The sequence below is a fragment of the Rhodococcus sp. 05-339-2 genome, assembly GCF_002258965.1.
Lineage (GTDB): Bacteria > Actinomycetota > Actinomycetes > Mycobacteriales > Mycobacteriaceae > Rhodococcoides.
The window spans coordinates 561,007-582,646 of sequence record NZ_NOYW01000018.1 but is presented as its reverse complement, the minus strand read 5'-3'; the positions used below and the strand labels follow the sequence as shown (position 1 = coordinate 582,646).

At 65.2% G+C, this 21,640-nt stretch carries 23 protein-coding genes; 16 read left to right on the top strand and 7 right to left on the bottom strand.

The genetic code is table 11. From position 1 onward, the window contains the following. Positions 1–3: 3 nt before the first annotated feature. Together CH273_RS20435 and CH273_RS20430 are read right to left on the bottom strand one after the other, a co-directional pair. Complete coding sequence (locus CH273_RS20435) at positions 4–831, bottom strand: metal ABC transporter ATP-binding protein (protein ID WP_052050301.1); 828 nt, start codon at positions 829–831, stop codon at positions 4–6. Continuing rightward, entirely contained in the window at positions 828–1,790 is a 963-nt protein-coding gene (locus CH273_RS20430) for a metal ABC transporter substrate-binding protein (RefSeq protein WP_032397845.1), read from the bottom strand. Before CH273_RS20430 ends, CH273_RS20435 begins: the two co-directional genes overlap by 4 nt. A gap of 103 nt (positions 1,791–1,893) precedes the next feature. On the opposite strand from CH273_RS20430, the gene CH273_RS20425 reads away from it, so the two are divergent. From CH273_RS20425 to CH273_RS20410, 4 genes are all read left to right on the top strand, one after another. Then, positions 1,894–2,862, top strand: coding sequence for a bifunctional riboflavin kinase/FAD synthetase (locus tag CH273_RS20425; protein WP_176459297.1), 969 nt, complete (start codon positions 1,894–1,896; stop codon positions 2,860–2,862). 134 nt (positions 2,863–2,996) lie between these two features. Then, positions 2,997–3,266: a 30S ribosomal protein S15 gene (rpsO, locus tag CH273_RS20420; RefSeq protein ID WP_032397847.1), complete on the top strand. Its 270-nt coding sequence runs from the start codon at positions 2,997–2,999 to the stop codon at positions 3,264–3,266. Between the two features lie 393 nt (positions 3,267–3,659). Beyond that, positions 3,660–5,921 (top strand): polyribonucleotide nucleotidyltransferase, encoded by a 2,262-nt coding sequence (locus tag CH273_RS20415; protein ID WP_032397848.1) that lies wholly within the window; start codon positions 3,660–3,662, stop codon positions 5,919–5,921. Then, positions 5,884–7,275, top strand: coding sequence for a M16 family metallopeptidase (locus CH273_RS20410; protein ID WP_179272755.1), 1,392 nt, complete (start codon positions 5,884–5,886; stop codon positions 7,273–7,275). The genes CH273_RS20415 and CH273_RS20410 overlap by 38 nt, the downstream gene beginning before the upstream one ends. On the opposite strand, the gene CH273_RS20405 is transcribed toward CH273_RS20410, so the two are convergent. Continuing rightward, positions 7,256–7,828, bottom strand: coding sequence for a TetR/AcrR family transcriptional regulator (locus CH273_RS20405; RefSeq protein ID WP_082322654.1), 573 nt, complete (start codon positions 7,826–7,828; stop codon positions 7,256–7,258). The two genes, CH273_RS20410 and CH273_RS20405, sit on opposite strands and share 20 nt — an antisense overlap. A 52-nt stretch (positions 7,829–7,880) precedes the next feature. Between CH273_RS20405 and CH273_RS20400 the strand changes: the two genes are divergently transcribed. Together CH273_RS20400 and CH273_RS20395 are read left to right on the top strand one after the other, a co-directional pair. After that, entirely contained in the window at positions 7,881–8,555 is a 675-nt protein-coding gene (locus tag CH273_RS20400) for a lysophospholipid acyltransferase family protein (RefSeq protein ID WP_032397849.1), read from the top strand. Then, complete coding sequence (locus tag CH273_RS20395; protein ID WP_032397850.1) at positions 8,552–9,352, top strand: SDR family oxidoreductase; 801 nt, start codon at positions 8,552–8,554, stop codon at positions 9,350–9,352. Before CH273_RS20400 ends, CH273_RS20395 begins: the two co-directional genes overlap by 4 nt. 9 nt (positions 9,353–9,361) lie before the next feature. Here CH273_RS20395 and CH273_RS20390 read toward each other — a convergent pair whose 3' ends face one another. Next, positions 9,362–10,105 carry a polyprenol monophosphomannose synthase gene (locus tag CH273_RS20390; protein ID WP_032398379.1) on the bottom strand — a complete coding sequence of 248 codons (744 nt, stop codon included), beginning with the start codon at positions 10,103–10,105 and terminating at the stop codon, positions 9,362–9,364. 96 nt (positions 10,106–10,201) lie between these two features. Further along, the gene (locus tag CH273_RS20385) at positions 10,202–10,966 is read right to left on the bottom strand and encodes a 2-phosphosulfolactate phosphatase (RefSeq protein ID WP_032397851.1); all 765 of its coding nucleotides are present in this window, start codon (positions 10,964–10,966) and stop codon (positions 10,202–10,204) included. 58 nt (positions 10,967–11,024) lie between these two features. Between CH273_RS20385 and CH273_RS20380 the strand changes: the two genes are divergently transcribed. Then, entirely contained in the window at positions 11,025–11,456 is a 432-nt protein-coding gene (locus CH273_RS20380) for a hypothetical protein (RefSeq protein WP_032397852.1), read from the top strand. Positions 11,457–11,468: 12 nt separating this feature from the next. On the opposite strand, the gene CH273_RS20375 is transcribed toward CH273_RS20380, so the two are convergent. Then, positions 11,469–11,765, bottom strand: coding sequence for a hypothetical protein (locus CH273_RS20375; protein WP_230597004.1), 297 nt, complete (start codon positions 11,763–11,765; stop codon positions 11,469–11,471). 79 nt (positions 11,766–11,844) lie between these two features. Between CH273_RS20375 and CH273_RS20370 the strand changes: the two genes are divergently transcribed. Both CH273_RS20370 and CH273_RS20365 read left to right on the top strand, forming a co-directional pair. Continuing rightward, a complete protein-coding gene (locus CH273_RS20370) occupies positions 11,845–12,489 on the top strand; it encodes an AMIN-like domain-containing (lipo)protein (protein WP_143546254.1) in 645 nt (214 codons plus the stop codon). A gap of 79 nt (positions 12,490–12,568) precedes the next feature. After that, entirely contained in the window at positions 12,569–13,018 is a 450-nt protein-coding gene (locus CH273_RS20365) for a hypothetical protein (protein ID WP_052050304.1), read from the top strand. 1 nt (position 13,019) lies between these two features. Here the strand turns inward: CH273_RS20365 and CH273_RS20360 are convergent, their stop codons facing one another. Continuing rightward, entirely contained in the window at positions 13,020–13,733 is a 714-nt protein-coding gene (locus CH273_RS20360) for an aquaporin (protein WP_032398382.1), read from the bottom strand. A 274-nt stretch (positions 13,734–14,007) separates the two neighbouring features. Between CH273_RS20360 and CH273_RS20355 the strand changes: the two genes are divergently transcribed. The 7 genes from CH273_RS20355 (at position 14,008) to CH273_RS20325 (ending at position 21,614) form a co-directional block, all read left to right on the top strand. Then, positions 14,008–14,367, top strand: coding sequence for an NADH-quinone oxidoreductase subunit A (locus tag CH273_RS20355; RefSeq protein ID WP_032397854.1), 360 nt, complete (start codon positions 14,008–14,010; stop codon positions 14,365–14,367). 71 nt (positions 14,368–14,438) lie between these two features. Continuing rightward, complete coding sequence (locus tag CH273_RS20350; RefSeq protein ID WP_032397855.1) at positions 14,439–14,993, top strand: NuoB/complex I 20 kDa subunit family protein; 555 nt, start codon at positions 14,439–14,441, stop codon at positions 14,991–14,993. Next, positions 14,990–15,652: an NADH-quinone oxidoreductase subunit C gene (locus CH273_RS20345; RefSeq protein ID WP_032397856.1), complete on the top strand. Its 663-nt coding sequence runs from the start codon at positions 14,990–14,992 to the stop codon at positions 15,650–15,652. The genes CH273_RS20350 and CH273_RS20345 overlap by 4 nt, the downstream gene beginning before the upstream one ends. Beyond that, positions 15,652–16,950 (top strand): NADH dehydrogenase (quinone) subunit D, encoded by a 1,299-nt coding sequence (gene nuoD / locus CH273_RS20340; RefSeq protein WP_032397857.1) that lies wholly within the window; start codon positions 15,652–15,654, stop codon positions 16,948–16,950. Before CH273_RS20345 ends, nuoD begins: the two co-directional genes overlap by 1 nt. Continuing rightward, entirely contained in the window at positions 16,947–17,840 is an 894-nt protein-coding gene (nuoE, locus tag CH273_RS20335) for an NADH-quinone oxidoreductase subunit NuoE (RefSeq protein ID WP_032397858.1), read from the top strand. Before nuoD ends, nuoE begins: the two co-directional genes overlap by 4 nt. 1 nt (position 17,841) lies before the next feature. Beyond that, the gene (gene nuoF / locus CH273_RS20330) at positions 17,842–19,143 is read left to right on the top strand and encodes an NADH-quinone oxidoreductase subunit NuoF (RefSeq protein ID WP_032397859.1); all 1,302 of its coding nucleotides are present in this window, start codon (positions 17,842–17,844) and stop codon (positions 19,141–19,143) included. Next, a complete protein-coding gene (locus CH273_RS20325; RefSeq protein WP_052050307.1) occupies positions 19,140–21,614 on the top strand; it encodes an NADH-quinone oxidoreductase subunit G in 2,475 nt (824 codons plus the stop codon). The genes nuoF and CH273_RS20325 overlap by 4 nt, the downstream gene beginning before the upstream one ends. The last annotated feature ends 26 nt before the right edge of the window (positions 21,615–21,640 follow it).

The window sequence follows — 21,640 nt, the reverse complement described above, 5'->3', positions numbered from 1 at the left end:
GGTTCAGCTCGCTTCCGTGGTCGGGGTGGCCTGGGTTCGATTGCCTGCACCGAGTTGGTCGACCTTCGACGGGTCGATGCCGAAGGCCAGCGCCAGGTTCTCCGGACGCAGTACCTCGGCGGGACTGCCGTGCATCAGCACCCGTTGCTGCAGCAGAATCGCCTCGTCGCACAGATCCGGCAGAGCATGGAGATCGTGCGTCGACACGAGAACCGAGGCGCCGTGTGCGGCGAGTTCGCGGAGCAGCCGGGTGATGGTGGCTTCGGTCTTCTTGTCCACGCCGGCGAAGGGCTCGTCGAGCAACAGCAACGACGCCTCCTGGGCGATGGCGCGGGCGACGAACGCACGCTTGCGTTGACCGCCGGAGAGCTGACCGATCTGTCGGCTCGCGAGTTCGGCCAGGTCGACGCGCTCGAGAGCCTCGTCGACGGCCCGTCGATCGGCTGCTCGGGGAGTGCGAAGAAAATTCTGCTTCCCGTATCGGCCCATCATCACCACGTCGCGCACGCTGATCGGGAACGTCCAGTCGACGGATTCGGCCTGGGGTACGTAGCTCACCGTTCCTGCCTTGCGCGCCCGAGCCGGGTCGCCGCCGAACACGGTGATCGATCCGGAGTTCGGCTTGACCACTCCCATGACGGCCTTGAACAGCGTCGACTTGCCCGATCCGTTCATGCCGACCAACCCACACACCCGGCCCGGTGCGAGCGTCAGACTGGCATCGGTGAGCGCCACGACGTCGCGGTATCGGACATTGACGGTGTCCACCGCAAGCGCTGCCTCGTTCTCGTGCGGGGCCCTGTGATTCGGGGCGCCAGTGTGCTCGCTCATCGTTCTCCCACCAGTGCGTCGGCGATCAACCGTGCGTCGTAGCGCAGTAGGTCCAGGTACGTGGGGACGGGGCCGGCCGCATCGCTCAGTGAATCGACGTAGAGCTGTCCGCCGAACCGCGCGCCGGTGTCCTCGGCGACCTGCAGCTGCGCCTTGTCCGAGACGGTCGACTCGCAGAACACGGCGGGTACGTCGTTGTCACGAACGAAATCGATGGTGCGCACCACCTGTTTCGGCGTGCCTTCCTGCTCGGCGTTGACCGGCCACAGGTACGCCTCCTGCAGATCGAAGTCACGAGCCAGATACCCGAATGCGCCCTCACAGGTGACCAGCGCACGTTGACGAGCGGGCAGTCCGGAGAGATCGGCGTCCAGCTCGGCACCGACCCGGCGGAGTTGCTCGACGTACGCCGCTGCGTTCGCGCGGTAGTCGTCGGTGTTGGCGGGGTCGAGCGCAACGAACGCGTCGGCGATGTTCTCGACGTACGTCTCGGCCACGACGGGGGACATCCACGCGTGGGGGTTCGCTTTGCCCGCGTACGCGTCGTCGCGGATGTAGATCGGATCCACGTTCGCACTCACCACGGCATGCGGTGCGGGGATGCGCTCGACGAATTTCTCGAACCAGGCCTCCAGCCCGAGCCCGTTGTCCAGGATCAACTCGGCCTGCTCCGCGGTGCGTAGGTCTCCCGGTGTCGGCTCGTAGCCGTGGATCTCGGCGCCGGCTTTTGTGATCGATTCCACTCGAAGGTGGTCGCCGGCCACATTGGCGGCCATGTCGGCGAGGACGGTGAAGGTCGTCAGAACCAAGGGTCTGTCGTCGTCGAGCACAGTCGGATCGTCCTCTCCGACGGCGCGGGCGCAGCCCGTCGACGCTGCTACCAGTAGTCCAACCACGGCCCAGCTCGCGAGAATCCGTCCGGCGTGAAATCCACGCTGGCGAAGAAATAAGTTAGGCACCCCGAAATATTTACCGTGGGGATACCTTTTTGTCCATAGCTACCGCACGCGACACGCCTGTCCGAGAGTGACCGAGCGGCCGTCGGGCCGTAGGCTTCGCGGTGTGCAGAGATGGCGAGGTCTCGACGATGTACCTGCCGACTGGGGCAGATGCGTGCTCACGATCGGCGTCTTCGACGGCGTTCACCGCGGGCACGCACAGCTGATCGAGCGAGCGGTGGGCGCCGCGAAGAAGCGCGGCGTTCCCAGCGTGCTCATGACATTCGATCCGCACCCGATGGAGGTCGTGCGGCCGGGAAGTCATCCCGCGCAGTTGACCACCCTGACGAGACGAGCCGAACTCGCCGAGGAACTGGGAATCGACGTGTTCTGTGTGATGCCGTTCACGCCCGAGTTGATGAAACTCACCCCCGAGCGGTACGTGCACGAGATCCTGATCGAACGGCTCCACGTTGCCGAGGTCGTCGTCGGTGAGAACTTCACCTACGGCAAGAAGGCGCTCGGCACGGTGCCGATGCTCCGGAAGATCGGCGAACGATCGGGATTCGCGGTGGACGGAGTAAACCTGCTCGCCGAGCATGCCGTGACGTTCTCATCCACGTACATCAGATCGTGCGTGGATGCCGGAGACGTCGCCGCAGCCGCCGCCGCGCTCGGACGGCCGCATCGCGTGGAGGGTGTCGTCGTGCACGGCGACGGCCGGGGTCGTCAGATGGGTTATCCCACAGCCAATGTCGCGCCGCCCATGTACTCGGCCATTCCTGCGGACGGCGTCTACGCGGCGTGGTTCACCGTGCTCGGGCCCGGCCCGATCATGGGGACGGTCACTCCGGGGGAGCGGCACCCTGCGGCGGTGTCCGTGGGCACCAATCCCACGTTCTCGGGGCGCACCAGAACCGTCGAGGCATTCGTGCTCGACGGCGAGGCCGACCTGTACGGGCAACATGTGGCAGTCGACTTCGTCGACCGACTACGGGGCATGGAGAAGTTCGACTCGATGGAAGCTCTCGTGGAGGAAATGGGCCGCGACGCCGAGCGTGCCCGCTCGATCCTGGCGGCGAGCACGGCCTGATAGGCTGTCCCCTCGGTGCACGCTGCGGTCCGTGGCGGCTGTACCGGCTTCGATCCCGTCGTGTCGACCTCGGTCGTTCGATCGGGGCGCGTTGCTTCCTTTCACGCGGACGTCATTGATCAGGAGTAGTACCAGTGGCATTGACCACCGAACAGAAGAAGGCCGTTCTCGGCGAGTACGGCTTGCACCCCACCGACACGGGCTCGCCCGAGGCGCAGGTTGCAATGCTCACCAAGCGCATCGTCGACTTGACCGAGCACCTCAAGACGCACAAGCACGACCACCACTCCCGCCGCGGCCTGCTGCTGCTGGTCGGACGTCGGCGTCGTCTGCTCAAGTACATCGCGAAGGTCGACGTCACCCGCTACCGTTCGCTCATCGAGCGTCTGGGTCTGCGTCGATAGTCTTCGGAGACGCGAGGATGTCACCGATGCACCGTTCGACGCGCCGGTGCGCACCCGACTCGCAGCAATAGTGCAGTAGCCAACGAGGCAGTGCTTAGACTGTTCCTCGTTGGCTATCTGTGTTTGTACCGCAAGAAACAGTTCGACCAGCACGAGAAAGCGGATGCACGGCATCCGCACACCGCCGTGTATGCCTGTCACGCCGTGGTGACGGTCTTCGGTAGTGGCCTTTCGGATACGAGATCCGGTGGGCTTCGATCGATGGCCGCCTCCGCGTAGCCGCGTCCCGAGAGAAGCTCGGAGATGGACGGCACAGGTATGCCGCCACAGCCAGGAGGGCTCGTGGTGTGTCCACGCGGGCACGGCAAAGACGAGAGGACGAGAACAGAACACATGTCGGAAACCACAACATTGGACGTCGAAGAAGGCGTCTACCAAGCAACTGCGATCATCGACAACGGCACGTTCGGCAAGCGGACCATCCGCTTCGAGACCGGCCGCCTCGCACAGCAGGCCGCAGGCGCAGTCGCCGCGTACCTCGACGAGGACACCATGCTGCTGTCGGCAACGACTGCAGGTAAGCACCCCCGTGAGGGATTCGATTTCTTCCCGCTGACGGTCGACGTCGAAGAGCGCATGTACGCCGCGGGCCGCATCCCCGGATCGTTCTTCCGCCGCGAGGGACGTCCGTCCACCGACGCCATCCTCACCTGCCGCCTGATCGACCGGCCGCTGCGTCCGACGTTCGTCGACGGACTGCGCAACGAGATCCAGGTCGTCATCACGGTCATGAGCCTCAACCCGGCCGATCTGTACGACGTCGTCGCGATCAACGCGGCATCGGCCTCGACGCAGATCGCCGGACTGCCGTTCTCCGGCCCGATCGGCGGCGTTCGCGTCGCACTGATCGACAAGCAGTGGGTTGCGTTCCCCACCAACGAGCAGCTCGAGAAGGCCGTGTTCAACATGGTCGTCGCCGGCCGCATCGTCTCCGGCTCCGGTGCCGACGCAGACGTCGCGATCATGATGGTCGAAGCCGAGGCCACCGAGAACGTCATCGAGCTCATCGAGGGTGGTGCCACCGCCCCCAACGAGACCGTCGTCGCCGAGGGCCTCGAGGCATCGAAGCCCTTCATCGCCGCGCTGTGCACCGCGCAGCAGGAGCTCGCCGCCAAGGCAGCCAAGCCCACCGGCGACTACCCGGTCTTCCCGGCGTACCAGTCCGACGTCTTCGAGGCCGTGGAGAACGCCGCCAAGATCCCGCTGAACGAGGCGCTGACCATTGCCGGCAAGGCCGAGCGTGAGAACAAGCTCGACGAGGTCAAGGCTCAGGTCCTGACGTCGGTCGGAGACAGCTTCGCCGGTCGCGAGAAGGAAATCGGTGCGGCGTTCCGCGCACTGACCAAGAAGTCGGTTCGCCAGCGCATCCTCACCGATCACTTCCGCATCGACGGCCGCGGCATCACCGACATCCGCTCGCTCTCCGCCGAGGTCGCGATCATCCCGCGTACCCACGGATCGGCCCTGTTCGAGCGCGGGGAGACCCAGATCCTGGGCGTCACCACCCTCGACATGGTCAAGATGGCGCAACAGGTCGACTCGCTCGGGCCCGAGACGTCCAAGCGCTACATGCACCATTACAACTTCCCGCCGTACTCCACCGGTGAGACCGGCCGCGTCGGTTCGCCGAAGCGTCGCGAGATCGGGCACGGCGCACTCGCCGAGCGCGCTCTGCTGCCGGTGCTGCCCAGCCAGGCGGAGTTCCCGTACGCCATCCGTCAGGTCTCCGAGGCGCTGAGCTCCAACGGCTCGACCTCGATGGGCTCGGTCTGCGCATCGACTCTGTCGCTGCTCAATGCCGGTGTGCCGCTGCGTGCCCCGGTCGCCGGTATCGCGATGGGCCTCGTGTCCGACGAGGTCGACGGCGAGACTCGCTACGTCGCACTCACCGACATTCTCGGTGCCGAGGACGCGTTCGGTGACATGGACTTCAAGGTCGCCGGAACCAAGGACTTCGTCACGGCTCTGCAGCTCGACACCAAGCTCGACGGCATCCCCTCCAAGGTGCTCGCCGGCGCGCTGTCGCAGGCCAAGGATGCTCGCACGACGATCCTCGAGGTCATGGCAGAGGCCATCGACACCCCGGACGAGATGAGCCCGTACGCACCTCGCGTCACCGCGATCAAGGTGCCCGTCGACAAGATCGGTGAGGTCATCGGGCCCAAGGGCAAGATGATCAACTCCATCACCGAGCAGACCGGTGCCAACATCTCCATCGAAGATGACGGCACTGTCTACGTCGGTGCAGCGGACGGCCCGTCCGCACAGGCCGCGATCGACATGATCAACGCCATCGCCAACCCGCAGCTGCCGAAGGTCGGCGAGCGATTCCTCGGAACCGTTGTCAAGACAACGGCTTTCGGTGCATTCGTCTCGCTGCTCCCGGGCCGCGACGGACTGGTGCACATCTCCAAGCTCGGCAACGGCAAACGCATCAACAAGGTCGAGGACGTCGTCAGCGTCGGATCCAAGTTGCGCGTCGAGATCGCCGACATCGACAACCGCGGCAAGATCAGCCTCGTTCCCGTCGAGGACGACAACGCGGCTGCTCCCGCCGATGCTTCCGAGGCACCCGCCGAGGTCAGCGCTGAGTAAGAAGCAATCGAGTCGAACGGTACGTCCCCTCGGGACGTACCGTTCGGCCGTTCCAGAGAGCATCACCATCGATACGGGTGTGCAACGGACGACTCTGCCCGGCGGTCTTCGGGTCGTCACCGAGTTCGTGCCCGGCGTTCGCTCGGCTTCGGTCGGTGTGTGGGTCGGGGTCGGCTCACGAGACGAACAGCCCAGTGTTGCCGGTGCGGCACATTTCCTCGAACACTTGCTGTTCAAGTCGACTCCTACGCGTAGTGCGCTCGAAATCGCCCAGGTGATGGACGGCGTCGGGGGCGAGCTGAACGCGTTCACCTCGAAGGAGAGCACTTGCTTCTATGCGCACGTGCTCGACGAGGACGTGGCGCTCGCCATCGATTTGGTCAGCGATGTGGTGCTGCGTGGTCGGTGCCGATCTGCCGATGTGGACGTCGAGCGTCAGGTGGTCCTCGAAGAGATCTCCATGCGCGACGACGATCCGGAGGATCTGCTGGGAGATGCCTTCCTGGAAGCCATGTTCGGCGATCATCCGATCGGACGCCCGATCATCGGCTCCGTCGAATCCATCGAGTCGATGACGCGTGCGCAACTGCACTCGTTCCACGTTCGTCGATACACCCCGCAGCGCATGGTCGTTGCGGTTGCGGGCAACGTCGATCACAAGCAGATCGTTTCGCTCGTGCGCCGAGCGTTCTCCGGTCATCTGGACAAGGGTCTGAGGCCGGCCGAAAGACGTTCCGGTACAGCGCGATTGCGTAGCGCACCCACGTTGAGCCTGACCACTCGTGACAGTGAACAGGCCCACCTGTGCCTGGGTGTACGGGCGTTCGGTCGACACGAGGGGCACCGCTGGGCGTTGTCCGTGCTGAACTCGGCCGTGGGAGGCGGGCTCAGTTCCCGTCTCTTTCAGGAGATCAGAGAAGAGCGCGGTCTGGCGTATTCGGTGTACTCGTCGGTGGACACGTTCGCCGACAGTGGTGCCTTCTCCGTCTATGCGGGTTGCCAGCCGGAGAACTTGGGCGAAGTGACGACGGTGATCAGGGAAGTGCTGGCCAAGGTCGCCTCCGAGGGCATCACCGACGCGGAGTGCGCGCGGGCCAAGGGTTCGTTGCGAGGCGGATTGGTTCTGGGACTCGAAGATTCGGGCTCTCGGATGAACCGTATCGGTCGTAGTGAACTGAATTACGGTAATCACCGCGACATCACCGACACGTTGGCGCGGATCGACAGCGTCGGCAACGACGAGGTGCGCGAGGTTGCAGCCGTGTTGCTCGAGCGTCCTTTCGGTGCCGCGGTGGTCGGCCCCTACAAGAACGTTCGCCAGCTGCCTGCGTCGGTCAGGTCCCTCGTTCGGTAGCGTCGGCGATCACGTCGCGCACGGCGCGGCGGGTCAACTCCGTCACCGCCGAAACGTCGGTGATCGGCTCCAGCGCACGGGTGGAGTGGAGCGCCGCTATTCCGTGCACGGAGGTCCACAGTCGCAGGGCTGTGAACTGTGGATTCTCCGGCGCAACGGCTTCGACCGCGTCGATCAACGCGTCGAACACCGGCCGCGACGCCAGCCGCAGGTTCTCGCCCGAGCCCTCGAGCAGGTCGTGCCTGAAGATGAGTGCGAACATCGCCTGGCGCTGCGCAGCGAACTGCACGTAGGTATGTGCCATCGCATCCAGTGACTGGCGGGGTGAAACGGCTTGTTGCGCCGCCGAGTTCAGCGCCACCCCCAAGTCGATCAGACCGACTCGAGCCACCGCCGCGGCAAGTGCGCTCAACGTCGGAAAGTACCGTCTCGGTGCGCCGTGCGATACGCCCGCTTCGCGGGTGACCGCTCTGATGGTCAGCCCGCCCTGTCCCTCGCTTTCGAGCAGGCGAACACCCGCGTTCACCAGTCGAGTCCTGAGGTTGTCCGGCACGTAGACATTGTCTACTCTCGGTGTCGACGTTGTCCAGCCGAGAGGATCCGACGTGTGGTACCTGCTGTTCAAATGCGTGTTGATCGGGCCGATTCTGCGCAGTCTCGGTCGACCGAAAGTGTCCGGGACGCAGAATCTACCGACCTCGGGTCCGGTGATCATCGCGGGCAACCACCTCACGGTCGTCGACTCCTTCTTCCTCGTCCTCCTGGTGCGTCGCCGCGTCACCTTCATCGCCAAGAGCGAGTACTTCACGGGCCGGGGAATCAAGGGGGCGGCGCTTCGGTGGTTCTACAGCGCGACAGGTCAGGTTCCGGTCGATCGACGCGGTGCCGACGCGTCGGCCCCGGCGCTCGAGGCCGCGAAAAGCATTCTGCGACAAGGGGAGGTATGGGCAGTGTATCCGGAGGGAACTCGATCTCCTGACGGACGGCTGTACAAGGGCAAGACCGGCCTGGCGCGCGTCGCGATCGAAACAGGTGCCCCCGTCGTACCGTTGGTGATGCACGGAACGCTCGCCGTCAATCCGGTCGGCTCGAGAATGTGGCGTCCGGGAAAGGTGCGCATGGTCGTCGGCGAACCATTGGATTTCACGAGATACGCAGGGGGAGAGAACAGCAAGGCCATTCTGCGAGCGGTCACCGATGAGGTGATGGCGGCGCTGGCGACCCTGTCGGGGCAGGAATACGTCGATGTGTACGCCGCGTCGGTCAAGGAAGCGGCATGAGAAACTCGGACGTGCCGGCACGAGGCAGAACAGTCCTCGTCACCGGCGTAGGTCGGCGGCAGGGAATCGGCATCGCTGTCACCCGCCGTCTGCTGCAGGACGAGACCACCCGCGTCTTCGCGCACTCGTGCGACGGCTACGACGCCACCGAGCCGTGGGGAGCAGGCACACCGGGAGCGAGGAAGGTGTTGGCCGAGTTGTCGATCGCCGACGACAGGCTCGGCCACCTCGACATCGATTTCGTCGATCCCGCGGCACCGGCAGCCCTGTTCGACGCGGCCGAATTCAGGCTCGGTGCGATCGATTCTCTGGTGGTCAACCATGCGCGGTCGCAGGTGGGTGATCTGGATTCGATGACGGCGGAGTCGCTCGACCTGACCTGGGCGGTGAACGTGCGAGCGTCTCTGCTCCTGGTTCAGGAATTCGTGCGGCGCTACGTGGCGCATCCCGACGGTGGTCGCGTCGTACTGTTCACCTCCGGGCAGGACGAAGGGCCCATGCCGACCGAAATTCCCTACGCAGTGAGCAAGGGTGCCATTGCGTCGATCACCTCTACGCTGGCCGATTCGGTGATCGAGCGAGGCATCACCGTCAACACGATCAATCCGGGTCCGACCGATACCGGCTGGGCCAGTGCGGATCTGGACGAGTTCGTTTCACGCCACATGCCGCGCGGTCGGTGGAACTCTCCGGACGAGGCCGCGGCCGTCGTGGCGATGCTGCTCTCGCCCGATTCGGGCTCGATCACCGGTCAGGTGATCGGGGCCGAGGGCGGATTCCGACGCTTCACGCCTTGACGTGTGGGGTCAGAGTTTCTTCTTGCCCAGCAACAACTTCCAGGGCACCAATGCCGACTCGAGCTGCACCGACAGGCTCATCTTGGATTCGCCCTCGCTGCGCTCCTCGAACGTGATCGGCACTTCGGCGAGAGTGAGGCCGTGTTTGACGGTTCGGTAGTTCATCTCCACCTGGAACGCGTACCCGTTGCTCTCGACCGAGGCGACATCGATGGTGCGCAGGGTGCGCGCGTGCCACGCCTTGAATCCCGCGGTCGCATCCTTGACTCCGAGGCGCAGGATCGTGTTCACGTAGAAATTCGCCCATGCGGACAGGGCCTTGCGATGCCAGGGCCAATCGGCAGCGACCGCTCCGCCCGGTACGTATCGCGATCCGAGCACCACGGCCGCGTCGCTGGTGTTGAGTTTGTCGATCATCGCCGGAATCACCTCGGTGGGGTGCGAGAGATCGGCGTCCATCTGAATGACGATGTCCGCACCTTCGTCGAGCGCTCTCGTCATGCCTGCGACGTATGCGCGGCCGAGCCCGTTCTTCTCGGTGCGGTGCAGAACGCTGACGTCGATGGGTCCGTCGATGGCCAATTTGTCGGCGACCTCGCCGGTGCCGTCCGGCGAATTGTCGTCGACCACCAACACACCGAGCCCTTCCACCTGTAACCCGGCCAGCAGCTCGACGAGCTTGGGGAGGTTCTCACGTTCGTTGTACGTCGGTACAACGACGGTGGTCTTGGGGGCGACTCGTTCCGTACTCACCACCGTATGATCCGTGATTCGGGTGTCCGATCCAAATATCGGACACGATCGGCCGTGTCGGGTCGGCATCGTGGGTCGTGTGGATCGCCCGTCGACTCACGACCGAGCCGCGTCGACGAATACTCCGTCGCGCAGAATCGGAACGCAGGAACTCGAATCGACCTCGGCTGCGATGTCGACGTCTTCCGGGTGTCCCATCCCGGCCAATTCGCGACCCGAGGCGCATTGCCGCAGCTCGGAGCCCACGTCGTGCATGACGGCTCGCCACGCGGCAGCGGCCGTTCTCGCCTCGGGGGAGGCATCGGATGCTCCGGCGTCGAGCAGGGCGGCGATGACTGCACCGGCCCCCCACAGGTCCTCGACGGCGGGGCGGAGCGATCCGTCCGGCCATCGTTCTCCGGCCGCTATGACCGCTGTCACCGCACTGCTGTTCACGGCCCGTATCCACTGCGCCACTGCGGACGCGTTTCTCAGCGACGCTCCCACACACAGCGGGGCAGTGCTCGCGAGATCGTGGGCAATGGTGGACCCGTTCGGTGACGGCAACACCAGCCGAGCCGGTGCCGGCGCGGCCCGTACGGTGGCCGGGCACAAGCTGATCCGGCCCGGTGAGGCGGCCGACCGCCCCACGGCCAGGACCGCGTCGAACTGCTCGGCCAACTCGGTGGCCCGGTCGTCGCGCCACCGACTGGGGATGACGTCGATACCCGCGTCCACAGCGACCGTGAGAGTGGTCGTGAACGACAGGACATCCACGACGACGGCGATGTCGGCGCCGTCGACACAGGCATCGGCACCGCGCAGACCCCAGTCGAAGCGGAGTCCGTACGCGTTCTGGGACAGTTCGGGGTCGGCCGGCATTGCCGAAAGGTAGCAAGTCCGGTGATACCTTCGGCGCGGGATCTAGTGGGGGAGAAACATGCAGTTGGAATTGGACACCAAGGTGATCGTCCTCGTGGCCGGTCTGCTGCTGCTGTGGGCACTGGGGTTGGGTGTCGTCAAGTACCACCAGATGTCGACGTCTCCGGACGGCACTGCCCACCGGTACGTCGACATCGCCCATCGGGCAGCGTTGATGTACTCGTTCGCCGCTCTGGTACTCGCTGTGCTGGCGCAGTTCAGCGCGTGGTCGGTGCCGGTGGATCTGATCGCCGCATCGGTGGTGCTGTTGTTCTTCGTCGCTGCCGTCGTGAGCTACACCGTGCACGGGTTTCGTCGGGACACCGAGAACCAGTTCGTCGATCCCGTCCCGGGGACGCATCTGTTCATGGTGTCGTTGATCGTCGGCGAAATCGGAGGAACAGCGGTGCTCGTGGCCGGCTTCGCCGTCGAGCAGTTCGGTGCGCGCTGAGAGACTCGGAAACTACCGAGGGTCCAGGTACAGCTCGGCGGTCTCGGTGGCGACGGCGGACACCGCAGTTGCGAGACCGGGCTCGAGGTCCAGTGCAGCTGCCAGCGGTTCTCCGCGCAGGCCCTGCGTTCGGAGTAGCTCCCAGGCCCGTTCCACCAGGCGTACCGAGGTGGGATGGTCCAACTCGGGGCGGTTCGAGCGCAGTGCGGTGGCAGCCCAGTCCGCGTCGAAAGTCCCGTTGGGCGGACCGAACACACGCTCACCGGACGAATAGCTCTTGGGCTCCATACCCTCCGACGCTAGCAGCATCGCAGGACGGTGCAATCGTGACCGATTTGCGTCGGGACAGCACTACCGAACCGATCGGTTTCTTCAGTACGGTATGGCGATGTACGACGGCCACCGCAGGTCTCCACTCGCGCTCTGGGTCGTCGGATCGCTGGCGCTCGGTCTTCTCGCGGGTTGTGCCGGCGAGGACGGCAGCGGCCGGGTCGACGAGGTCTCGGCCGGCACGAACTACGTGACGGTCACGGGATCTTTGGTGGTCGGTGATCCCGTGTCCCATCCCGGGCCGACCGTCGAAGCGCCGCCGCCCGTGGTGACAGAGCTACCCCCGAGCCTCGATGGCGCGCGGTTCCCGAGCGCGTCGCCGGTCGGTGTCACCGACGTGGTGTTCGAGGGGTCGTCGACTGTCATATTCCGGTTGGCGGGCAACGGCCCTGTCTCCTACACGGTGCGGTATGTCGACGAAGCCGTCCGCTACGCCACGAGTGAACCGCTGGCCGTGCCGGGAAGATCGGTGTTGCAGGTGGATCTGTCCGGTACATCGACGGACTCCGACGGCACGTTCTCTCCGTATACCGGGCCCGAACGTGTCCGAGGAAGTGAGGGTTCCGCTGTTGCCTCGGTCGATTTTCTGGCCGATCCCGGCGGAATCTCGCAGGCCTTCGTCGGTGTTGCGGCCGATCGACCCGAGTTCACGGTGACGACCACCGAAGAACCTGCCGCGGTGATCGTCACCGTCGAGTCCTGACCGGACTCGCAGCGTCGAATGCATGTCGGCCGTAGCTGTTTCGGGCTGATTCGCGGGGACAGCGCGGTAGCATCGCGGTGTGTCCGACGCCACAGTGGGAGAGAGTTCATCCGGTCGTCTGCGCGTGCTCGTGTACAGCAGCAATGCCGCCACCCGTGCCCAGGTGCGGTCTGCGGTGGGAACTCGACCGGATCCCGCACTCGGTGACATCGAGTACGTCGACATCGCCACGGCTGCCGTAGTCATCGAGCACATGGATGCAGGCGGTGTCGCGTTGGCGATTCTCGACGGCGAGTCCTCACCCGTCGGCGGTCTGGGTCTGGCGAAGCAGCTGAAGGACGAGATCGTCGATTGCCCACCGGTGTTGGTGCTCATCGGACGTCCGGACGACGCGTGGTTGGCCGAATGGTCGCGCGCCGAGGCTGCAGTACCGCACCCGTTGGATCCGATTCGGCTCGGGCGTGCGGTGGTCGATCTGCTGGGGCAGCACTCGGCACGCGTCGGTGCCCGGGTCTCTCGACCGCGGTAGATCAGACCGTCTTCTCCGATGCGGGGACCGTCAGCAGGAACCGGTGGATCGAACCGGCGATGACTGCTCCGAGCAGCGGGAACACTACGAACACCCACAGCTGTGACAGGGCCGGTCCGCCGGAGACGAGGGCCGGGCCGAGGGACCGAGCAGGGTTGACCGAGGTCGAGTCGATGCCGATGCCCAGCAGGTGAACCACGGTCAGGGTGAGGCCGATCGGGATGCCGGCCGCCACGACGGGGTGAACGGTGGGGGCGGTCGTGGCCAGTACGACCAGGACGAGCAGGCCGGTCGCGATCGTCTCGAACACCGCCACCGACGCCAGCCCGTATCCTCCGGGTGACGAGCTGCCGAATCCGTTGGTGCCCAGACCGTCCGACGACATGTCGTATCCGGGGCGGCCGGACGCCACGAACAGTACGATCAGCGCGCCGATCACTGCACCGACGGCCTGCGCAGCGATGTAGAACGCAGCTTTGACCGGGGTGATGGCGCGAGCTATCAGGGCTCCGATCGTCACGGTCGGGTTGATGTGGCATCCCGAGACAGGCCCGATCGCGTAGACGAGGGCGAGCAGTGTGAGTCCGAACGCCAGGGCGATGCCCGGGGTGCCGACAGTGTCGCCCGCGATGACGGCGGTGCCGACTCCGAAGATCACGAGCAGGGCAGTTCCCAATCCCTCGGCGGCGAGTGCCGAGACGGAAATCGATTTCATCATTCCTCCTGTTTCATGCCGCGGCCTCGTTCGGCCGGGATCGTCGGGAGGTTTGTCGTTGACGTCCGACCGGATCGCATGGGGCCGGGTAGTGATCTGAGTCACACTGTCGAGACCGGGTGCCCCATGCGTGTCAACGGATTACGAAACTGGAGTCCTCGAAATCCCGCGAGATCGACACCGAACCCATATCGTGTGTTTCAGGTCACATTGGTACGGCCGTCGCATTTACTCCGCGCCGGCGCGGTAGTCGATCGAGGGAGCAGATGCCGGGATGAACGCCTACGTTCCGATCCTCGTTCTCGGTGCCATTGCGGTCGTGTTCGCGGTGTTCTCGGTGATGGTCGGAACCATGGTGGGTCCGGCGCGGTACAACCGAGCGAAGTTCGACGCGTACGAGTGCGGCATCGAGCCCACGATGCATGCGCCTACGGGCCAACGATTTCCGGTGAAGTTCTACCTGACCGCGATGCTGTTCATCATTTTCGACATCGAGATCGTCTTCCTCTATCCGTGGGCCGTGCACCTCGACGTCCTGGGCGCTTTCGGACTGGTTGCCATGGCACTGTTCGTCGTCAACGTGTCGGTGGCCTACGTCTACGAGTGGCGGCGAGGCGGACTCGGATGGGACTGACGCCCGAACGCTGATCGGCGGCGGCACGATGCACTGTTCTCACCTCAAGCGGATGCGAAAGAGCGTGATCGATGGGACTCGAAGAGAAGCTACCCAGCGGATTTCTGCTGACCACCGTCGAGGGGTTGGCGGGCTACGCCCGTAAGGGTTCGTTGTGGCCCGCGACCTTCGGTCTCGCGTGCTGTGCGATCGAGATGATGGCCACCACCTCCGGTCGGTTCGATCTCGCGCGATTCGGCATGGAAGCATTCCGTGCGTCTCCGCGTCAAGCGGACCTGATGATCGTGGCGGGGCGTGTCAGCCAGAAGATGGGGCCCGTACTGCGGCAGGTGTACGACCAGATGGCGGAGCCGAAATGGGTCCTCGCCATGGGTGTCTGCGCGTCCTCGGGCGGAATGTTCAACAACTACGCGGTGGTTCAGGGTGTCGATCACATCGTCCCCGTCGACATCTACTTGCCCGGTTGCCCGCCCCGACCCGAGATGCTGCTCAACGCAATCCTGGAGCTGCACAAGAAGATTCAGGAAATGCCGCTCGGTGTCAACCGCGAGCAGGTGCGCGCGGCCGCCGAGGCTGCAGCGCTGGCGTCCACCCCGACCATCGACTTGAAGGGGCTGCTGCGATGACGACGCACGGAGCCCGCGGGATGTTCGGTGTCCGGGGGAGCGGCGACACGTCCGGCTACGGCCGGTTGCAGCCGCCGGTGGCGTCGGTCGATACCGCGCTCCGACCCTACGGCAGCTACTTCGACGCCCTGGTCGATCGCTTGGCCGCTGTTCTCGACTCCGGGTACGCAGCCGTACCGTTCGAGGACGCCGTCGAACGTGTGGTGATCTTCCGCGACGAACTGACGCTGCATCTCTCGCGGGAGCACGTACCCGCTGTCGCCCGTGCTCTCCGTGACGACGGGGAACTGAGATTCGAATTGTGCACGGGGGCATCGGGCGTGCACTACCCGGATCATGTCGGCCGGGAATTGCGCGTGGTCTACCATCTGGTCTCCATCACCCACGGACGCCGTGTGCGACTCGAAGTGGCTGTGCCCGATGCAGATCCGCACACGCCCTCGCTCTGCGCGGTGTATCCGACCAACGATTGGCACGAACGCGAGGTCTACGACTTCTTCGGCATCGTCTTCGACGGTCATCCCGCACTGACGCGGATCGAGATGCCCGACGATTGGGTCGGCCACCCCCAACGCAAGGACTATCCCCTGGGCGGAATTCCCATCGAGTACAAGGGCGCTCGGGTTGCGCCTCCCAACGAGCGCAGGTCGTACAACTGATGAGCGCAACGGACGAAACCATCTATGCGGTGTCGGGTCAGGACTGGGACGACGTGGTCGAACTGGCCCGCGGGTCGACCACGGAACGCATCGTGGTCAACATGGGTCCGCAACACCCGTCCACCCATGGTGTGCTGCGGTTGATACTCGAGATCGAAGGCGAGACCGTCACCGAGGCCCGGTGCGGAATCGGCTACCTGCACACCGGTATCGAGAAGAACCTCGAATATCGTAACTGGACCCAGGGCGTCACGTTCGTCACTCGGATGGACTATCTCTCGCCCTTCTTCAACGAGACCGCGTACTGCCTCGGGGTGGAGAAGCTACTCGACATCACCGACGACATTCCCGAGCGCGCGACGGTAGTCCGGGTGATGCTGATGGAGCTCAATCGGATCTCCTCGCACCTCGTGGCGTTGGCCACGGGCGGAATGGAATTGGGTGCCGTGACGGCGATGCTGTTCGGCTTCCGGGAACGCGAACTGATACTCGACGTCTTCGAGGCCATCACCGGACTTCGGATGAACCACGCCTACATCCGTCCCGGGGGCTTGTCTCAAGATCTGCCCGCCGATGCGATCGCCAAGGTCCGCGAGCTACTGCGGGTTCTTCCCGGCCGTCTACGCGACCTCGAACTCATGCTCAACGACAACCCGATCTGGAAGGCCAGAACCGAGAACGTCGGCTACCTGGACCTGACGGGGTGCATGGCACTCGGCGTCACCGGTCCGGTGCTTCGCTCGACCGGACTTCCCTACGATCTGCGCCGGTCCGATCCCTACTGCGGGTACGAGAACTACGAGTTCGATGTCGTCACCGACACCGGATGCGACTGCTACGGTCGCTATCTGATTCGCGTGGAAGAGATGAAGGAATCGCTCAAGATCGTCGAGCAGACTCTCGATCGGCTGCGACCCGGACCGGTGGTCATCGACGACAAGAAGATCGCCTGGCCGGCCGAACTGGTCTCCGGACCCGACGGTCTCGGCAATTCTCAGGACCACGTGCGCACCATCATGGACACCTCGATGGAGTCGTTGATCCACCACTTCAAACTGGTGACCGAGGGAATGCGAGTGCCGGCGGGCCAAGTGCTCTCCACCGTGGAATCGCCGCGAGGCGAACTGGGCGTGCACATCGTCAGCGACGGCGGCACTCGGCCTTACCGAGTGCATTTCAGAGACCCGTCGTTCACCAACCTGCAGGCGGTTGCCGCGATGTGCGAGGGCGGCATGATCTCCGACGTCATCGCTGCCGTGGCCAGTATCGACCCGGTGATGGGCGGGGTGGACCGATGACCACGCCACGCTCGGAGCCGGTACTCGTCCAACTCGGAGCCCGCCCCGAGGAAGCCGTACAACTGGTCGGACCCGACGCACGCGAATCCTATCCCGACGACGTCCTGGCCCGCCTGCGCGCCGACGCCGACATCGTCCTCGCCCGCTATCCTCAGACCCGATCCGCGTTGCTGCCGTTGCTGCACCTGGTGCAATCCGAGGACGGATACCTCACGCCGGCCGGAATCGAATTCTGCTCGGACGTACTCGATCTCACCGGAGCAGAGGTGACCGCGGTCGCGACGTTCTACTCGATGTATCGCCGCGAGCCCACCGGCAACTATCGCGTCGGAGTGTGCACCAACACCCTGTGTGCCGTCATGGGCGGCGACGCCATCATGGACGCCCTGCGGGACCACCTCGACATCGATCACGGCGGAACCACGGCCGACGGTGCCATCACCCTCGAGCACATCGAGTGCAACGCCGCGTGCGACTTCGCGCCGGTGATGATGGTCAACTGGGAATTCTTCGACAACAGAACTCCGGCGTCGGCGCGGGAACTGGTCGACGCGCTTCGCTCCGGTGAGCAGGTGACCCCGACTCGCGGCGCGCCGCTGTGCACGTTCCGCGAGACCGAGCGAATTCTCGCCGGGTTCGCCGACGACCGGCCCGGGGCACTCGAATCCTCCGGCAGCGCAGGCGAAGCCACCCTCGCAGGCCTCCGGTACGCCCGAGAGCACTCGATGTCGGCTCCCCGGGCGGTCGCCGGCTCCCCGGACGATCATCCCGATCTCGGTGCCGAAGCCGTGGCGGAGACGGTGCGCGAGAAACCCGCTCCGGCTCCGTCGGCGACCGTTCCACCGCAGCCGAACACCACCGAAACCGATCCGTCGACGAAGGGGAAGTGACATGGCCCTGACGCCGGTGCTGAGCGAATTCTGGGACGAGAAGAACTCGTGGACCCTCGACACCTACCGCAGTCACGACGGATATCGAGGGCTGGAGAAAGCCCTGTCCATGGACCCCGACGATCTCATCGCCTTGGTGAAGGATTCCGGTCTGCGCGGCCGTGGCGGTGCGGGATTCCCGACCGGAACGAAGTGGAGCTTCATTCCACAGGGTGACGGGAAAGTTCACTACCTGGTGGTCAACGCCGACGAATCGGAGCCGGGCACCTGCAAGGACATGCCGCTGCTGATGGCGAGCCCGCACACACTGATCGAAGGAATCATCATCGCGGCGTACGCCATTCGGGCATCGCGTGCATTCGTGTACGTCCGCGGCGAAGTGGTACCGGTGTTGCGCAGACTGCATGCCGCGGTCGCCGAGGCATACGCGGCCGGCTACCTGGGCAAGGGCGTTCTCGGAACGGGATTCGATCTCGAGCTGGTGATCCATGCCGGTGCAGGCGCGTACATCTGCGGCGAGGAGACGGCTCTGCTCGACTCGTTGGAGGGTCGGCGCGGACAACCCCGGCTGCGTCCACCGTTCCCCGCGGTCGCAGGCCTGTACGCACGCCCGACAGTGGTCAACAATGTCGAATCGATAGCCAGCGTTCCGGTGATCCTGCGCAACGGAATCGAATGGTTCCGGTCGATGGGCAGCGAGAAGTCACCCGGATTCACCCTCTACTCGATCTCCGGTCACGTGTGTCGTCCCGGCCAGTACGAGGCTCCGCTGGGTATCACCCTGCGGGAACTGCTGGACTACGCGGGCGGCATCCGGCCCGGTCACGAATTGAAGTTCTGGACACCGGGAGGTTCGTCGACACCGATGTTCACCGGCGACCACCTCGACGTGCCACTCGACTACGAAGGCGTCGGCGCCGCCGGATCGATGTTGGGTACCAAGGCATTGCAGATCTTCGACGACACGACGTGCGTGGTGCGAGCGGTACTGCGCTGGACGGAGTTCTACGCACACGAATCCTGCGGCAAATGCACGCCGTGCAGAGAAGGAACCTATTGGCTGGTGCAGATACTGCGCCGCCTCGACAGTGGAACCGGCACCGAAGCGGACCTGACGACACTGCTCGACATCGCTGACGGCATCGCCGGAAAGTCGTTCTGCGCGTTGGGAGACGGAGCTGCGAGCCCCATCGTGTCCTCGCTGAAGTACTTCCGCGAGGAATACATCCGACATGTCACCGAACAGGGATGTCCCTTCGATCCACACCGATCGACTCTGATGGCAGAGGAGCTGACGTCATGACCGCAGCTGCACATGGTCGTTCCGCGGTGACCCACGTGGAGATGGTGACACTGACCATCGACGACCACGAGATCAGCGTTCCCAAGGGCACGTTGGTGATTCGCGCCGCCGAGCTGATGGGTGTGCAGATCCCGCGCTTCTGCGATCACCCGCTGCTCGATCCGGTGGGGGCGTGCCGTCAATGTCTGGTCGACGTCGAGGGGCAGCGCAAGCCGTTGGCGTCCTGCACGACCACGGTGGCCGAGGGCATGGTCGTGCGCACTCAGGTGACATCGGAGTCGGCGGAGAAGGCGCAGCGAGGCGTCATGGAACTGCTGCTGATCAATCATCCGCTGGACTGCCCGGTGTGCGACAAGGGCGGCGAGTGCCCGCTGCAGAACCAGGCGATGGCGGCGGGTCGAGCAGAGTCCAGATTCGTCGAGACCAAACGCACGTACCCCAAACCGATTCCGCTGTCGGCGGAGGTCCTGCTGGACCGGGAACGGTGTGTCCTGTGCGCGCGCTGCACTCGGTTCGCGGCACAAGTGGCCGGCGACCCGTCCATCGACCTGCTCGAGCGCGGTGCGATTCAACAGGTCGGGATCTTCGGTAACGAGCCGTTCGACTCCTACTTCTCGGGCAACACCGTCCAGATCTGTCCGGTGGGTGCGCTGACCAACACCGAATATCGGTTCCGGGCGCGTCCCTACGATCTCACCTCGTCACCGAGCGTGTGCGAGCACTGCGCAGGCGGCTGTGCTCAACGAACCGACCATCGACGCGGCAAGGTCCTTCGCCGGCTGGCAGGTGACGACCCGCAGGTCAACGAGGAATGGAACTGCGACAAGGGACGGTGGGCGTTCAAGTACGCCACCGAACCCGATCGCATCACCGCGCCGATGATCCGGGACGGATCAGGGGAGTTGATCGAGACGTCGTGGTCGGCTGCGCTGGCCGCCGCGGCGTCGGGGCTGGCCGCATCGGTCGGCCGGGCGGCGGTGCTGATCGGCGGAAGGTCGACCCTCGAAGACGCCTACGCGTACGCCAAGTTTGCTCGAACAGTGCTGCACACCAACGACGTCGACTTCCGCAATCGGAGCCACAGCACCGAAGAAGCCGACTTCCTGGCCGGCCGAATTGCAGCGACCGGGTTGGGGGTCACCTACACCGACCTCGAGCAGGCCCCGGTGGTGTTGCTGGTCGGCTTCGAGCCCGAGGAAGAATCGCCGCTGGTGTTCCTGAGGCTTCGCAAGGCGCACCGCACGAGCGCAGTGGTGGTGGCGTCGATCGCGCCGTTCTCCACCCGAGGCCTGCGAAAGCTCGACGGCGTTCTGCTGCAGTCGATTCCCGGTGACGAGCCGGCGTGGCTCGATGCGTTGCACATCGGCGATCGTGGGACCGAATCCATTGCTCACCTCCTTCGCGAGCCCGGTGCGATCGTGCTCGTCGGCGAGCGGCTCGGCTCCGTGCCCGGCGGTCTGGCGGCGGCTTCGAAACTGGCGGACGATACCGGGGCGCGCCTGGCCTGGATTCCGCGACGTGCTGGAGAACGCGGTGCCCTCGACGCCGGGGCGCTGCCGAACGTCCTGCCCGGCGGGCGTCCTGTGGCGGATGCGGCTGCGCGCGCCGAGGTTGCCGCAGTGTGGGGTGTGTCCGAGTTGCCGGCGGAGGTGGGCCGCGACACCGCGGCGATCCTGGCCGACGCCGGACCGAGTCGTGTCCTGGTCACTGCCGGAATCGATCTCGACGATCTACCGGACCCTGCGGGTGCACTCGATGCACTGGACCGATCGGCGTTCGTGGTGAGCCTGGAGCTACGCCGCAGTGCGGTCACCGAGCGGGCCGACGTGGTGTTCCCGGTGGCGCCGGTGGTCGACAAGCCGGGAACCTTCGTCGACTGGGAAGGACGACCGCGCGCGTTCGACACTGCGCTCGGTGCCGGTGCACTGATGCCGGACCAACGCGTCCTCGATGCGATCGCCGCACAGATGGGCGTCGAACTGGCCGTACCCGACGCGGCGGCGGCACGCGCTCAGTTGACTCGCCTCGGTGTGTGGAACGGCCCGCGCATCCCGGTGGCCCGGATCGCGTCCCGCGCGCACGTTCCGACCCTCGGGCCCGGGGAGGCGATTCTGGCCACGTGGCGGATGCTCCTCGATGCGGGACGGATGCAGGACGGTGAGGACAATCTCGCCGCGACCGGTCGCCCGCCCACTGTTCGGTTGTCGGCGGCGACGGCGTCGGCCATCGGAGCGGAGACCGGTGACCCGGTGAGCGTCGCGACGGACCGGGGCTCGATCACGTTGCCGCTGACGATCACCGACCTGCCCGACACCGTGGTCTGGCTGCCGCTGAACTCGTCCGGTTCGGCGGTGTACCGGTCGCTCGGTGTGCAGTCGGGCGCGGTGGTTCGCATCGGTCGGGGTTCTGTGGAACGACCAGAGGGAGCAGGAGTGGAGCCTGCGGAACGACCAGAGGGTGAGCAGTCGTGATCGTGGCCGCGCCGACCGATCTGTCG

Excerpts from the sequence above, each read along its gene's own strand:
- CH273_RS20435 (WP_052050301.1), bottom strand. The coding sequence starts at position 831 with ATGAGCGAGCACACTGGCGCCCCGAATCACAGGGCCCCGCACGAGAAC.
- CH273_RS20415 (WP_032397848.1), top strand. The coding sequence starts at position 3,660 with ATGTCGGAAACCACAACATTGGACGTCGAAGAAGGCGTCTACCAAGCA.
- CH273_RS20410 (WP_179272755.1), top strand. The coding sequence starts at position 5,884 with ATGCTTCCGAGGCACCCGCCGAGGTCAGCGCTGAGTAAGAAGCAATCG.
- CH273_RS20395 (WP_032397850.1), top strand. The coding sequence starts at position 8,552 with ATGAGAAACTCGGACGTGCCGGCACGAGGCAGAACAGTCCTCGTCACC.
- CH273_RS20385 (WP_032397851.1), bottom strand. The coding sequence starts at position 10,966 with ATGCCGGCCGACCCCGAACTGTCCCAGAACGCGTACGGACTCCGCTTC.
- CH273_RS20380 (WP_032397852.1), top strand. The coding sequence starts at position 11,025 with ATGCAGTTGGAATTGGACACCAAGGTGATCGTCCTCGTGGCCGGTCTG.
- CH273_RS20375 (WP_230597004.1), bottom strand. The coding sequence starts at position 11,765 with ATGCTGCTAGCGTCGGAGGGTATGGAGCCCAAGAGCTATTCGTCCGGT.
- CH273_RS20370 (WP_143546254.1), top strand. The coding sequence starts at position 11,845 with ATGTACGACGGCCACCGCAGGTCTCCACTCGCGCTCTGGGTCGTCGGA.
- CH273_RS20360 (WP_032398382.1), bottom strand. The coding sequence starts at position 13,733 with ATGAAATCGATTTCCGTCTCGGCACTCGCCGCCGAGGGATTGGGAACT.
- CH273_RS20355 (WP_032397854.1), top strand. The coding sequence starts at position 14,008 with ATGAACGCCTACGTTCCGATCCTCGTTCTCGGTGCCATTGCGGTCGTG.
- CH273_RS20350 (WP_032397855.1), top strand. The coding sequence starts at position 14,439 with ATGGGACTCGAAGAGAAGCTACCCAGCGGATTTCTGCTGACCACCGTC.
- CH273_RS20345 (WP_032397856.1), top strand. The coding sequence starts at position 14,990 with ATGACGACGCACGGAGCCCGCGGGATGTTCGGTGTCCGGGGGAGCGGC.
- nuoD (WP_032397857.1), top strand. The coding sequence starts at position 15,652 with ATGAGCGCAACGGACGAAACCATCTATGCGGTGTCGGGTCAGGACTGG.
- nuoE (WP_032397858.1), top strand. The coding sequence starts at position 16,947 with ATGACCACGCCACGCTCGGAGCCGGTACTCGTCCAACTCGGAGCCCGC.
- nuoF (WP_032397859.1), top strand. The coding sequence starts at position 17,842 with ATGGCCCTGACGCCGGTGCTGAGCGAATTCTGGGACGAGAAGAACTCG.
- CH273_RS20325 (WP_052050307.1), top strand. The coding sequence starts at position 19,140 with ATGACCGCAGCTGCACATGGTCGTTCCGCGGTGACCCACGTGGAGATG.